The sequence below is a fragment of the Marinibaculum pumilum genome, from assembly GCF_042646425.1.
GTDB lineage: Bacteria > Pseudomonadota > Alphaproteobacteria > Ferrovibrionales > Ferrovibrionaceae > Marinibaculum > Marinibaculum pumilum.
In genome coordinates this window covers 56731-69889 of sequence record NZ_JBHRTR010000007.1, presented here as the reverse complement: position 1 = coordinate 69889, position 13159 = coordinate 56731, and the positions used below count along the sequence as shown (strand labels likewise).

Annotated in this window: 13 protein-coding genes; 5 read left to right on the top strand and 8 right to left on the bottom strand. The window is 71.3% G+C overall.

Annotated features, from left to right (window positions below; all coding sequences use genetic code 11):
* The first annotated feature begins 1 nt into the window (after position 1).
* Complete coding sequence (ppk2, locus tag ACFOGJ_RS02725; protein WP_379897922.1) at positions 2-1066, top strand: polyphosphate kinase 2; 1065 nt, start codon at positions 2-4, stop codon at positions 1064-1066.
* 24 nt (positions 1067-1090) lie between these two features.
* On the opposite strand, the gene ACFOGJ_RS02720 is transcribed toward ppk2, so the two are convergent.
* Positions 1091-2128 (bottom strand): SIS domain-containing protein, encoded by a 1038-nt coding sequence (locus ACFOGJ_RS02720; protein WP_379897921.1) that lies wholly within the window; start codon positions 2126-2128, stop codon positions 1091-1093.
* 30 nt (positions 2129-2158) lie between these two features.
* Positions 2159-2566 carry a rhodanese-like domain-containing protein gene (locus tag ACFOGJ_RS02715; protein ID WP_379897920.1) on the bottom strand — a complete coding sequence of 136 codons (408 nt, stop codon included), beginning with the start codon at positions 2564-2566 and terminating at the stop codon, positions 2159-2161.
* Positions 2567-2678: 112 nt separating this feature from the next.
* Here ACFOGJ_RS02715 and ftrA point away from each other — a divergent pair, with 112 nt between their 5' ends.
* A complete protein-coding gene (gene ftrA, locus ACFOGJ_RS02710; protein WP_379897918.1) occupies positions 2679-3668 on the top strand; it encodes a transcriptional regulator FtrA in 990 nt (329 codons plus the stop codon).
* 10 nt (positions 3669-3678) lie between these two features.
* Here ftrA and ACFOGJ_RS02705 read toward each other — a convergent pair whose 3' ends face one another.
* Genes ACFOGJ_RS02705 through ACFOGJ_RS02695 form a run of 3 tightly spaced genes read right to left on the bottom strand, consistent with a single transcriptional unit; the run spans position 3679 to position 7414 of the window.
* Positions 3679-6060, bottom strand: a complete 2382-nt coding sequence (locus ACFOGJ_RS02705; protein ID WP_379897916.1) for a xanthine dehydrogenase family protein molybdopterin-binding subunit — start codon at positions 6058-6060, stop codon at positions 3679-3681.
* On the bottom strand, positions 6057-6542 hold the full coding sequence (locus ACFOGJ_RS02700) for a (2Fe-2S)-binding protein (RefSeq protein ID WP_379897915.1): 486 nt from the start codon (positions 6540-6542) through the stop codon (positions 6057-6059). The genes ACFOGJ_RS02705 and ACFOGJ_RS02700 overlap by 4 nt, the downstream gene beginning before the upstream one ends.
* A complete protein-coding gene (locus ACFOGJ_RS02695; protein WP_379897914.1) occupies positions 6539-7414 on the bottom strand; it encodes an FAD binding domain-containing protein in 876 nt (291 codons plus the stop codon). Before ACFOGJ_RS02695 ends, ACFOGJ_RS02700 begins: the two co-directional genes overlap by 4 nt.
* 192 nt (positions 7415-7606) lie before the next feature.
* On the opposite strand from ACFOGJ_RS02695, the gene ACFOGJ_RS02690 reads away from it, so the two are divergent.
* Entirely contained in the window at positions 7607-8506 is a 900-nt protein-coding gene (locus ACFOGJ_RS02690; protein ID WP_379897913.1) for an NAD(P)-dependent oxidoreductase, read from the top strand.
* 7 nt (positions 8507-8513) lie between these two features.
* Here the strand turns inward: ACFOGJ_RS02690 and ACFOGJ_RS02685 are convergent, their stop codons facing one another.
* The gene (locus ACFOGJ_RS02685; protein ID WP_379897912.1) at positions 8514-9425 is read right to left on the bottom strand and encodes a LysR family transcriptional regulator; all 912 of its coding nucleotides are present in this window, start codon (positions 9423-9425) and stop codon (positions 8514-8516) included.
* Between the two features lie 100 nt (positions 9426-9525).
* On the opposite strand from ACFOGJ_RS02685, the gene styA reads away from it, so the two are divergent.
* Both styA and ACFOGJ_RS02675 read left to right on the top strand, forming a co-directional pair.
* A complete protein-coding gene (gene styA, locus ACFOGJ_RS02680; RefSeq protein WP_379897910.1) occupies positions 9526-10776 on the top strand; it encodes a styrene monooxygenase subunit StyA in 1251 nt (416 codons plus the stop codon).
* Between the two features lie 29 nt (positions 10777-10805).
* Positions 10806-11279: a flavin reductase family protein gene (locus ACFOGJ_RS02675; protein ID WP_379897908.1), complete on the top strand. Its 474-nt coding sequence runs from the start codon at positions 10806-10808 to the stop codon at positions 11277-11279.
* Positions 11280-11436: 157 nt separating this feature from the next.
* Here the strand turns inward: ACFOGJ_RS02675 and ACFOGJ_RS02670 are convergent, their stop codons facing one another.
* Together ACFOGJ_RS02670 and ACFOGJ_RS02665 are read right to left on the bottom strand one after the other, a co-directional pair.
* Positions 11437-12063 (bottom strand): histidine phosphatase family protein, encoded by a 627-nt coding sequence (locus ACFOGJ_RS02670; RefSeq protein WP_379897907.1) that lies wholly within the window; start codon positions 12061-12063, stop codon positions 11437-11439.
* A 69-nt stretch (positions 12064-12132) separates the two neighbouring features.
* Positions 12133-13131, bottom strand: coding sequence for an aldo/keto reductase (locus tag ACFOGJ_RS02665; protein WP_449288567.1), 999 nt, complete (start codon positions 13129-13131; stop codon positions 12133-12135).
* Positions 13132-13159 lie beyond the last annotated feature (28 nt).

The window sequence follows — 13159 nt, the reverse complement described above, 5'->3', positions numbered from 1 at the left end:
CATGACCGACGACAGCGTAGCGCCGCAGGGCGGCGAAGAGCCGGGTCACGAGCATCCCTCCATCGCGCAGATGCGCCACGATCCGGAGGCGATCCGGCATGCCTTCGAGACCGGCGAATATCCCTACCGACGCCGGCTGCGCACCGCACCCTACGAGCAGAAGAAGGCCGAACTGCAGGTCGAACTGCTGAAGGTGCAGCACTGGGTCCAGGAGACCGGGCAGAAGATCGTCATCCTGTTCGAAGGCCGCGACGCCGCCGGCAAGGGCGGCACGATCAAGCGCTTCATGGAACATCTCAACCCGCGCGCGGCGCGGGTCGTCGCCCTGGCGAAGCCGACCGAGGAACAGCAGGGGCAGTGGTTCTTCCAGCGCTATATCGAACGGCTGCCGACCGCCGGCGAGATCGTGTTCTTCGACCGCTCCTGGTACAACCGTGCCGGGGTCGAACGTGTCATGGGCTTCTGCTCGCCCAACGACTATCTGGAATTCATGCGCCAGACGCCGGAGCTGGAGCGGATGCTCACACGGTCGGGCATCCTGCTGTACAAATACTGGTTCTCGGTCACCCGGGCAGAGCAGCGCCGTCGCTTCAAGGCGCGCGAGACCGATCCGCTGAAACAGTGGAAGCTGTCGCCGATCGACAAGGCCAGCCTCGACAAGTGGGACGATTATACCGAGGCCAAGGAGGCGATGTTCTTCTACACCGACACCGCCGACGCGCCCTGGACGATCATCAAGTCCGACGACAAGAAGCGCGCCCGACTGAACTGCATGCAGCACTTCCTCTCCTCGCTCGACTATCCGGACAAGGACCGCCACGTGGTGCGGCCGCCGGACCCGCTGATCGTCGGTTCAACCCATCATGTCATCCACAGCTCGGCGCATATCCTGGGCACCGCCCTGCATCCGGACGGCCGCCGCGACGGCAACGGCGGCGCAGCGGCGACCGGGGATGACGATGTCGAGACGCCAAGGGCACGGGCGGGCAGTACCGGTACCGGAGCCGCGCGGCGCCCCCGCAAGCGGCGGCCCGCCGCCGCCGCATCGGCAAAGACCGGCAGCTAGGGAACCCGGGTCCGCCGGATCCGGCTAGAGCTTCAGCCCCGTCATCACCTGCGCCCAGGGCTCGCGCCCGCCATGCAGGCTGTCCGGGTCGGTGCCCAGCTCGGCCGCCAGCGCCGATGTCAGGCGGTGGAACGGCAGGATCGCCAGGAACGGCCGCAGCAGCGGATGCCCCGGCACCGGAAAGGCGATATCGGCACCGGCCTCCGCATCGCCGCAGCTGACCACCGGCGCCAGACCGAGCGCCGACAGCACCCGGCAGAGCTCCCGCGAGCGGCCGCCATCGTCCGCCGCCGGCAGCATCACGATGGCCGACATCTCCGGCACGTAGCCGGCCGGGGTGCCGTGCAGGGCGAATTCCGGCGGCATCGCCTCGGTCCAGAGCCAGGCCCCCTCCTTGATCTTGAGCGCGGCCTCCTGCGCCGTCGGCAGGTCGTCGGCAAAACCGGTGATCAGGATCGTCCGGGACCGCCCCAGGCCGCGGACCAGGTCCCGATCCAGCGGCATCTCCAGGGCCTTCGCCAACTGGTCGGGCAGGCCGTCCAGCGCGGCCGAGAACGGTGCCGAAGATTCCGGAACATAGGCGGCGGCGATCCGGGCCAGAGCGGCCAGGGAGGCCAGGTAGGAGACGCTGAACGTGCGGGCCGTCTCGTCTCTGCAGGTGCGGATCACCAGATCGGCCGCCTGCGCCGGCGCGGCCTGGCCGACCACCGCAACGATGCGGGCGGCGCCGGCGGCACGCGCCGCCTTCTGCGCCGCGGTGGGAAAGATCTTGGTGCCCCGATGGGAGATCGCGACAAGCTGGTCGCCGGCGGCCAGCGGCCAGGCGCCGGTGCCGACGTCATGGGCATCGGCGGCGAAGGCGCGCCGCCGGCCGCCTGACAGGCGGCAGACCCAGTCCGCTGCCACCCGGGCCGCATGCAGCGAGGTGCCGATGCCGGTGAAGACCAGCGGCCGCTCGGGATCCAGGCCGAAATCGCCCTCCGCAGCCCCGGTCGCGGCCAGCATATCGGCGACCGTGGCGGGAATGGCAGCGATCTGGTCGTCATAGGCACGCGCGGTCATGTCGGGTCTCCCATACGGCGGTAACCCCCCTTACGACGCCGTACCGCCCTTTTCCAGCGCGAAGCCCTCGTCCAGCCAACCGGTCACGCCGCCGGCCATGATCTTCACCGGCCGCCCCAGCTTCGCCAGCCGCAGCGCGCCGCGGGCGGCGCCGTTGCAATGCGGGCCGGCACAATAGGTGACGAACAGGGTCTCCGCCGGCCAGTCCGCCATCCGGCGCTCGGTGATCTTGCCGTGCGGCAGGCTGACCGCGCCGGCCACATGGCCGGCAGCGAACAGGGCCGGCCCACGGACGTCCAGCAGGACGAAGCCCGGTGCCCCCGACACCAGGGCCTCATGCACGTCCCAGCAGTCGGTCTCAAAGGCGAACTCGGCCGCGAAATGCGCCTCGGCCTCGGCGGGCGGCGCGGCAGGTACGGCGGTCACGGCATTGCTCATTGATCCACTCCTCATAAGCGGTGAGAGGCGCAGACTAGGGCCGTGCAGGCTCCGGCCGTGAGTGGCATAATCGACAAATGACCGACAGATCCTGCCAATGACAGCGTCGCATATGACATCGTCCCGGCGACCCGGCCGCGACCGGCGCGCTGTGGCCGCCCTGCTCTACGACGGGCTCGCCACCTTCGAGTTCGGCATCGTCACCGAGATCTTCGCGCTCGAGCGCCCGGAGATCGGTGCCGACTGGTACCGCTTCGCCACCTGCAGCGAAGAGGGCGGGCCCGTTGCCGCCGGCGGCGGGGTCCGGATCGCCCCGGCAGGCGGGCTGGATGTGCTGGACCAGGCCGGCACCATCGTCGTGCCCGGCTGGCGACGCGACGGGCCGCCGCCCGCTCCCGCCCTGGCCGCCGCCGTCCTGCGCGCCCATGAAGCGGGCGCGCGGATCGTCACCATCTGCTCCGGCGCCTTCCTGCCGGCCACGCTGGGTCTGCTGGACGGCCGCACGGCAACCACCCACTGGCGCTATGCGGCAGAGCTGCAGGCGCGCCATCCGGCGATCGCGGTGCTGCCGGAGGTGCTGTATGTCGACAATGGCGACATCCTGACCTCCGCCGGCTCGGCCGCCGGCATCGACCTGCTGCTGCATGTGGTGCGGCAGGATTTCGGGCCGGCGGCGGCCAACACCGTGGCCCGCCGGCTGGTGATGGCGCCGCACCGCGAGGGCGGGCAGCAGCAGTTCATCGACCGCCCGGTACCGGGGCCAAGGGAGGGGCGGCTGGCGCAGCTGCTGGACGAGATCCGCGCCCGTCCGGCGGAGGACTGGCCGGTCGCGCGCATGGCCGGCTTCGCCGCGATGAGCGAGCGCAGCTTCGCCCGCCGGTTCCGCGACATGACGGGGATGGCGCCGGGTGCCTGGCTGATCCGCACCCGGGTGGACACCGCACGCGACCTGCTGGAAGGCAGCCGCCTGCAACTGGCGCAGATCGCGGCGATCGCCGGCTTCGCCGCGCCGGAAAGCCTGGCCCGCCAGTTCCGCCGCCGCTACGGCGTGCCGCCGGCGGCCTACCGGCGCAGCTTCGGCCCGACGGCAGGTGCGGAATAGAGGCCGGTGCCTACCGTTCCGCGCCGGGCAGCAGGTTTGCGCGCCAGTCCTGCGCGATGTGCGGCAGCTCGGGCGGCCCGCCCTCGCCCTCAAGCAGGGCCAGTACCCGCGGCGGGGTCAGCGGGATCTCGTGCACCGGCCGGCCGGTGGCATTGGCCACCGCGCAGCCCATCACCGCCGCGACGTTGAGGATCGGGATCTCGCCCGCCCCCTTGGCACCCAGCGGCCCCAGGGAGGGCGCGCCCTCGTACAGCTCGATCTCCACCGGCACCGTGTCGCGGGCCAGCGGCACGCGATAGCTTTCCAGCCCGTCCTGCCGGATGCGGCCATCGGGGCCGATGGTGATCTCCTCGTGCAGGGCATAGCCCAGGCCCTGCACCACGCCGCCCTGCACCTGGTTGCGGATCGCCCGCGGATTGATCGCCCGGCCGACATCCTGCACCACGCTGTAGCGCAGCACCTCGACATGGCCGGTTTCCGGGTCGACCGCGACCTCGGCGTCGTGCACGGCGAAGACCGGCAGGTCCAGCGCCTCGATCATGTGGCCGGCCGCACAGCCCGGCATCGCCGCGGTGCCGGGCCCGGTGAAGGCGCCGCTGCCGGAGATCGGCCCGCCGATCCCCTGCGCCCGCTGCGCGACCTCCGCGATGGAGACCCGCATGCCCGGCACGCCGACGACAGCGACATGGCCGTCCGCCAGCTCCAGGTCCGCTTCCGCCGCCTCCAGCATCTCGCCGGCATGTTTCAGGATCTTGGCGCGCACCTCCGCGCAGGCCGCCTCTCCCGCCACGCCGAGGGAGACGGTCTGCCGGCCGCCGCCGACGCCGACATCGTAGCCGGCGGAATCGGTGTCGGCGGCGCGGATCACCACGTCCTGCGGGCGCAGGCCCAGCGCATTGGCGACGATCTGCGGCAGCGCCTGCATCATCGAGCCGGAGCCGATCTCGACGCCGGAGGTCACCAGGGTGGCGGTGCCGTCCGGGTTCAGGTTCACCGCCGCCGCCGACGGGCCGACGAAGACGAACCAGGTGCCGACCACCGTCGCCCGGCCCCACAAGCGGCCGTCCGGCAATGTCTTCGACCGCGGCCCGGGCGGGTGCAGCGCCGCCATCCGGTCCAGCATCGGGTCCAGCACATCGCCCTGGAAGACCTGGCCGGTGGAGCCCAGCGCGCCATCGCCGATCACGTTGCGGCGGCGGAAGTCCAGCGGGTCCATGCCGATCGCGGCGCAGATCTCGTCGGTATGCCGCTCCAGCGCGAAGGTGTTGTAGGTGCCGTTGCAGGCCCGGAAGGCGCCGGTCGGCGCGGTATTGGTATAGACCGCGCGGCTGGCCAGCTTCACCGAGCCCAGCCGGTAATTGCCGCCCAGGGTATGGGCGGTCATCGTGGTCAGGAAGGGCTGCTCGCCGCCATAGGCGCCGCAATCCATCAGCACCACAGCCTCGCGCCCGGCGATCTCCCCCTCTGCGGTGACGGCGGAGCGGATGCGGATCTCCGCATTCTCGCGCGCCAGGGAGGTCAGCATCTCGTCCCGCCGGGAATTGGCCAGCCGCACCGGCCGGCCGGTCGCGCGCGCCAGCAGGGCGGCGAAGGGTTCCACCGCGAACTCGAACTTCAGGCCGAAGCCGCCGCCCACCGCCGGCACGATCACCCGCACCTCCGACGGCGCGACCCCCAGCAGCCGCGCGGTCGCCGCCCGCACCGACCAGGGCGCCTGGGTCGAGGTCTCGATCAGGAAGCGGCCATCCTCGAAAGTCACCACGCAGGCCCGCGGCTCCATCGCCAGCTGGTTCTGCCGGCCGACCCGGAAGCAGCTTTCCACCACGGTGACATCGGCCCGGGCGAAGGCGGCATCGGTGTCGCCGCGCACCACGGTCGCCTCCCAGGCGACATTGCCGCCACGCGCGCCACCGGGCACCAGTTCCTCGTAATTGCGCCAGTTCCGGTGCAGCAGCGGCGCATCCGGCGCCAGCGCCTCCGCCATCGTCAGCACCGGCGGCAGCGGTTCCAGCTCCACCTCGATCGCCGCGGCGGCGGCCTGCGCCTGTGCCAGGGTGTCGGCGGCGATGGCGGCCAGCGGCTCGCCGTTGAAGCGCACCTCGTCCACCGCGAACAGCGGATGGTCGGCGATGCCGACACCGTAGAGGCCCGGCGCATCGGCGGCCGTGACCACGGCTCGCACCCCGGGCATGGCGCGGGCGGCGGCGGTGTCGATCCGTTTGATGCGCGCCCGCGCCACATCCGCCCGGCACAGGGCGGCATGCAGCATGCCGGGATGCGCCCGGTCCACCGTGAACCGGGTTCGTCCCAGCAGCTTGTCGCGGGCATCGCGCCGCGGCAGGTCGGCGCCGATCGCCGCGGGAAAGGGTGCGTCCAACGCTTCCGCAGTCATGCCTTTGCCTCCGCGGACCGGCCATCCGCCACCAGGGACAAGGCCGCCTCGACGATCCGCTCATAGCCGGTGCAGCGGCAGACATTGCCGTCCAACGCCTCGCGGATCGCATCCCGATCGGGCGCCGGTCCGTTCTCGAACAGGGCGGTCAGGTTCATCAGGATGCCGGGAAAGCACATGCCGCACTGCACCGCGTCATGCCCCTCCATCGCCGCCTGCAGCGGCGACAGGGTGCCGCCGGCGGCATCGGCCAGGCTCTCCACCGTCCGCACCGACCTGCCGGCGGCCAGGCCGGCCGGCAGCAGGCAGGACATCGCCGGCGCGCCGTCCAGCAGCACCGTGCAGGCACCGCAGAAGCCCTCGGCGCAGGCGATCTTGGTGCCCGTCAGGAAACACTCGGTCCGCAGCACCTCGGCCAGCGGGGTCATCGGGTCGGCCGACAGGCGCCGCACCTCGCCGTTCACCTCGATCTCCACTGTCATCGCCCTGTCCCCAATGCCGCCATGGCGCGGCGCACCAGCGCCGGCAGCACCTGCAGGCGATAGCTGCCCGGCGCCTCCACCCCGTCGCGGGCGGTGAACCCGTGCCGCAATTCCTTCGCCGCCGCCGCGGCCGCTTCCGGGTCCGGCGACCCGCCGGTCAGCCGCGCCTCCAGCTCCGGCCAGCGCCGCGCCACATTTTCCACCGCGCCGACGGCCACCCGTGCCTCGGCGATCGCGCCGGCCTCGTCCAGCGCGACGGCAAGGCTGACGATCGCCGCCGGATAGTCGCCGGCGACCCGCAGCGGCAGGCGGGCATGGGCGCTGCGCCAGGACCGGCCGCTGCCGGCGGAGCGCGGCACCCTGATCCGGGCCACCAGGCTGCCGGGCGACAGATCCTCGCGTGCCGCCAGGAAGCGGTCCAGCTTCATGCTCTCCGACCCGTCCGGCCGGGCGATCTCGACACTGGCATCCAGGCAGAGCAGGGCCGGCACCAGGTCGGCGGCGGCGAAGCCGATCGCGTTCAGGTTGCCGCCCACCGTCGCCACCGCCCGGACCTGCGGATTGGCGGCCCCGGCCGCGGCCTGCGCCAGCACCTGCAGGTCGAACGGCACGCCACCCGGCGCATCGGCCAGCGCCGACGCAAGGCGGGCATGGGTGACGCAGGCGCCGATCGACACCGCATCCGCATCGACCGCCACCTCGGACAGTTCCGCGATCTGCGACAGGGCGACATAGGACGGGCGATGTGCCTCGTCGCGCAGGCCGGACCGCATGATCCAGGTCGCGCCGGCCATCGGCGCGGCGGAAGGCCCGCGCGCGGCCAGCGCGGCGACGGCATCGGCCAGAGAGGTCGCCATGTAGAGCGACGGCATGTCGGTGGATGTCAGGCGACCAGCTCCCCTGTTGGATCGGCCTATTCGCGTAGGCCAACCTATTCGCGTAGGACCGGAGGGGAAGTGTTTCGCACCCGCGAGATGGAAGTCAAACGCCAACTGCGCGGGCGGAGCGTCGATCTGGCGGCGGATTTGGTGTTCGATGCTGGCGCAACATCAGGGAGGGGGTTCATGTCGACAGACCCGGCGAACGGGCAGGCGCCCATCGGCTTCATCGGCCTCGGCGTGATGGGGGCGCCGATCTGCCGCAACATCATGACCGGCTCGGGCCGCACCATGCTGGTGCACGACATCGGGGCGGAGCGGGTGCAGCGCCTGGCGGAGAAGGGCGCCCGACCGGTGGCCGACCCGGCGGCGCTCGCGGCGGACTGCGGCACCCTGTTCCTGTCGCTGCCCGGCGGGCCGGAGGTGGAGGCGGTGCTGACCGGGCCCGGCGGCATCGCCGCATCCGCCCGGCCGGGCCTGACCATCGTCGACCTGTCCACCACCCCGGTCGGCCTGACCCGGCGGCTGGCGGCGGAGCTGGCCGAAAGGGATGTCCGGTTCGCGGACGCCCCGGTCGCCCGCACCCGGGCGGCCGCGGAGGCGGGCACACTGAGCATCATGGTGGGCGGCGCGCCGGAGCTGTTCGCCGCGATCCGGCCGCTGCTGGCCCTTGCCGCCAGCGAGGTCACCCATTGCGGGCCGGTCGGCTGCGGCCAGGTCGCCAAGATCATGAACAACATGGTGCTGTTCCAGACCGTCGTGGCCCTGTCGGAAGCCCTGGCCCTGGGGGAGGCGGCGGGCATGGACCGCGCCCTGCTGTTCGAGACCCTGTCGAAGGGCTCCGCCGACAGCTTCGCGCTGCGCAACCACGGCATGAAGGCGATGATCCCCGACAGTTTCCCCCTCGACGCCTTTCCCACCGACTATGCCCGCAAGGACATCTCCTATGCGCTGGAACTGGCCCGCGAGCTGGGCTTCGAGGCGCCCGGCGCGACCCTGGCCGAACAGCGGCTGGCGGAGACCAGCGCCGCCGGCTATGGCCGGGAATATTTCCCGGTGATGGCCCGCACCGTGCGCCAGCGGTAGCGCCGTTTCAGGCGGGCTCCGGGGCGCCGCCGGCGAAACCGGGTGCCGACTGCACCAGCAGGTCCAGGAAGCAGCGCGCCCGCAGGGACATCCACTGCTGCTCCGGCCAAATCGCATGCAGCGGCAGGCTGGCGACCGAATAGTCCGGCAGCACGGGCTCCAGCGCGCCGCGCGCCAAGCCCTCCGCCGCGTTCCATTCCGGCAGGATGGCGATCCCCAGGTGGCGCAGCACCGCGTCCTGCATCGCATCGGCATCGTCGACCATGACCGGGCCGGCAACCCTTGCGACATGCCGGCCATGTTCGGATTCGAAGGTCCATTCGTCGGCCGGCGACAGCCGCGAATAGACGATGCAGTGATGCGCCGCCAGGTCGGCAGGGGTGCGCGGCGCCGGCCGGCCATGCAGGTAGGTCGGGCTGGCCACCAGATGGCGCCGCATCGTGCCCAGGCGGCGGGCGACCAGGGAACTGGATTCCAGGCTGCCGATCCGCACCGCCAGCTCGATCCCCTCCTCCACCAGGTTCACGAAGCGCTCGCTGAAGCGCAGGTCGACCTGCACCTCCGGATAGTCGCGGACGAAAGCGGCGACGACCGGCATCAGGAAACGGCGTCCGAACGACGAGGGCAGGCTGACCCGCAGCAGGCCGGAGGGCCGCGGCACCGCCTCCGTCACCCGGGCGCGCGCCTCCTCGAAACTGCCCAGGATCTGCCGCGCCAGGTCGTAGACCCGCTCCGCCTCCGGGGTCGGCCGCAGGCGGCGGGTGGTGCGCAGGAACAGCTGCACCCCCAGTTCGCGCTCCAGCAGGGCGATCCGCTTGCTGACCGCCGGCTGGCCGATCGCCAGTTCCCGCGCCGCGGCGGAGAAACTGCCCCCCTCCATCACCCGCACGAAGGCCCGCAGGGCATCGATCCGGTCCATCTCTACATTCCCATCGGGAATAATTCCTATGCCATCCATTCCATAGATCGATACCGGGCATGGCGCTAGCCTTCCCGAAACAAGCCGGGGAGGAAATGGCATGGGACACAGGATCGGAATCGTGGGGGCCGGCGTCGCCGGGCTGCATCTGGCGCTCTACCTGCAGAAGCACGGCGTGGAGGCGGTGCTGATCACCGACCGGGAACCCGACGCCTATCGCGACAGCCGCCTGATCAACACCGTGGCGCATCACCATGTCACCCTGGAGCGCGAACGGCAGCTGGGGCTCGACCAATGGTCGGATCCGGCGCTGCACTACACCTATCACGACCATGTCTTCAGCTTTCCGGAGCCGATCCGCTTCCGCGGCGACTTCTCCAGCCCCAGCCGCGCCGTCGACTACCGCCTCTACCTGCCCGCCCTGATGGAGGTCTTCGCCGAACGCGGCGGTGCGATCGAGTATCGCCGCATCGAGGAGGCGGAGATCCCCGCCCTCGCCGCCCGCTTCGACCTGCTGGTGGTGGCCGCCGGGCGCGGCCCGCTGGGCCAGCTGTTCGACTACCGGCCGGAGCACAGCCCCTATACCCAGCCGCAGCGCCGGCTCTGCGTCGGCCTCTATACCGGGGTGCGGCAGCCCGATCCGATGAACGTCACCCTCTCCGTCTCGCCCGGCCATGGCGAGATGATCGTGATCCCGACCGTCACCTTCGACGGCATCGCCACCGCGCTGCTGATGGAGAACGTGCCCGGCGGCGACATGGAGGGCCTGGCCGGGCTGCGCTACGAGGACGACCCCGCCGCCTTCCGGCAGGCGATCCTGGACGCGCTGGAGACGCATCACCCCACCACCTACGACCGGATCGACACCGCCCGCTTCGACCTCGCGCAGCCGCAGGACCTGCTGCAGGGCGGGGTGGTGCCCACCGTCCGGCGCAGCTGCGTCACCTTCGACGACGGCACCTGCGCGATCGCGCTGGGCGACGTGCATTCCGTCGTCGACCCGATGATGGGGCAGGGCGCCAATATCGCCTCCTACGCCGCCTTCGTGCTGGGGGAAGAGATCGTCGCCGCGGAGGTGCTGGACGAACGCTTCTGCGAGAAGGTCGACCTGCGCCGCCAGGACCGGGTGCTGGCGGCGGCGCGCTGGACCAACCTGATGCTGCAGCCGCCGTCGGAGGCGATGGGCCGGCTGATCGGCACCATGTCGCAGAACAAGGCGCTGGCCGACGATTTCACGGAGAACTTCAACTATCCCGAACGGCAGTGGGACCGACTGTCGACGCCCGCCCGGATCGACGCCTGGATCACCCGGATGACGCCGCCGGAGCTGCTGGCCGGCGCGATGGCCTGAAGCCGTTGCCGGTGGAGCATGCCAGCCCCGTGGCCTTCCGTGCGGCCGCCTCGCGCTTCGTCACCGGGGTCACCGTGGTGACGGTACCCGACGGCGGGGGCGGCCTCAACGGCATGACGGCGAACAGCTTCGTCACCGTCAGCCTGTCGCCGCCGACGGTCCTGGTCTCGGTGATGCCGGGGCGGATGCACCGCGCCATCGCCGCCGGCGGCCGCTATGGCGTCAATGTCCTGCCGCAGGGCGCGCAGGGCCTGTCGACCCATTTCGCCGGCCGGCCGGTGGCCCGGCTGGCGCCGGACTACGACCTGGTCGCCGGGCTGCCCCGGCTGGCCGGCTGCACCGCCTTCTTCGCCTGCGAGCTGGTCCGCCAGGTGGATGTCGGCGACCACAGCCTGTTCATCGCCGAGGTCTCGCACTGCGAGCATAGCGACGCGCCACCGCTGGTATTCTATTCCAGCCGCTACCACGACCCGCCAGGTTCGGCCCACGCAGCGGAGGGCTGACGACGCCGGACCGTCCCCGGTCTGACTGAAATGGCGTCATTCTCGGGCTTGACCCGAGAATCCATTCCGCAAAAGGGCGAGAAGCCTGGAAGCTGGCGGAATGGATCCCGGGTCAGGCCCGGGATGACGATCGCGGTCGCAACGCCTGTTCGCCCCCTTATTCACTCTGGGCGAACCGCTCCCAGTCCGCCGGGCCCAACACGCCGACCACCTCCGGACCGCCGGCACCGCCTGGCTGCAGCACGACGGCCTCGCCCTGGCCGAGGCTGACCTGCAGCACCGCGCGTCCCAGATTACCGTGCGCCACCGCCACCGTGTTGCTGCCGGCCGGCGGCGGCTCGTTCAGCAGCGCCCGCGCGGTCGCCATCAGCGAATCCCGCCCGCCGACATAATCCTGCGCCCGCATGTTGAAGATCGCCGTGCCCGCCTCCACCGGACCCAGGTCCAGCAGTTCGGCGGTCTGCACTGTGCGGCAATACTCGCTGGCCACCACCCGGCCGACCGGGATGCCGGCGGCGCGGATCGCCCGCCCCACGGCGACCGCCTCCGCCCGGCCGGTATCGGACAGCTGGCGCATCCGCTCCGGGTCGCAACTGCGCCAGTCGCCGGGGCCCTCGATCCGGTCGCGGCTGGAGAAGTCGGTGTCCGCATGCCGGAAATAGATCACGTAGCCGCCCTGCCGCAGGGCGGACAGCTCCGCCGCCGCGGCACCACCACCACCGGCCGCCAGCAGCAGCACCAGCAGCCCTGCCGCCGCGACACCCGTCCGGAACCATCCCGTCATCGTCGGATCCTCCGCCTGAGATACTGCCTGCAGGCGAATCTGGTCCGGAGAGGCGCGGCGACCAGCCCCTCAGCGGAAACCCAGCACCGGATGCGGCCTGTACGCCTCCTCCAGGGTCTTCACCTCGTCCTCGGTCAGCTTCACCTTCAGCGCCGCGACCGCATCGTCCAGGTGGCTCTCCTTCGAGGCGCCGATGATCGGTGCCACGACCCCGGGCTTGTTCAGCACCCAGGCCAGCGCCACCTGCGCGCGCGGGATGCCGCGGGCCTCCGCCACCGCGCCGACCCTGGCGACCACGGCGGCATCGGCTTCCGGCATGGTGGCGTAGATCCGCTTGCCCAGCTCGTCGGTCTCCGACCGGGCGGAGCTCGCGTCCCAGGGGCGGGTCAGCTTGCCGCGGGCCAGCGGGCTCCACGGGATCAGGCCGACCCCCTGGTCCTGGCAGAGCGGGATCATCTCCCGCTCCTCCTCCCGGTACAGCAGGCTCAGATGGTTCTGCATCGACACGAAGCGGGTCCAGCCGTTGCGCTCCGCCACCTGCTGCGCCTTCGCGAACTGCCAGGCATGCATCGAGGAGGCGCCGATATAGCGGGCCTTGCCGGCCTTCACCACGTCGTGCAGCGCCTCCATCACCTCCTCGATCGGGGTGGCATAGTCCCAGCGATGGATCTGGTAGAGGTCGACATGGTCGGTGCCCAGGCGGCGCAGCGAATGGTCGATCTCCATCATGATCGCCGCCCGCGACAGGCCGCCGCCGTTCGGACCGGGGCGCATGCGGCCATGCACCTTGGTGGCGATCACCACCTCCTCCCGCGGGATCAGGTCCTTGATCGCCCGGCCCAGATATTCCTCGCTGGAGCCGTCGGAATAGACATTCGCGGTGTCGAAGAAATTGATCCCCAGGTCCAGCGCCCGGGTGAAGAACGGCCGGGCCGTCGCCTCGTCCAGGGTCCAGCGATGATTGCCGCGCGGCGGATCGCCGTAGGTCATGCAGCCAAGGCAGATGCGGGAGACCTCCAGCCCGGTGCGGCCCAGCCGCGCATATTCCATACCGTCCGCGTACTCCATCGTCGCTTTCCCCCTTGCCTTCTGTCTG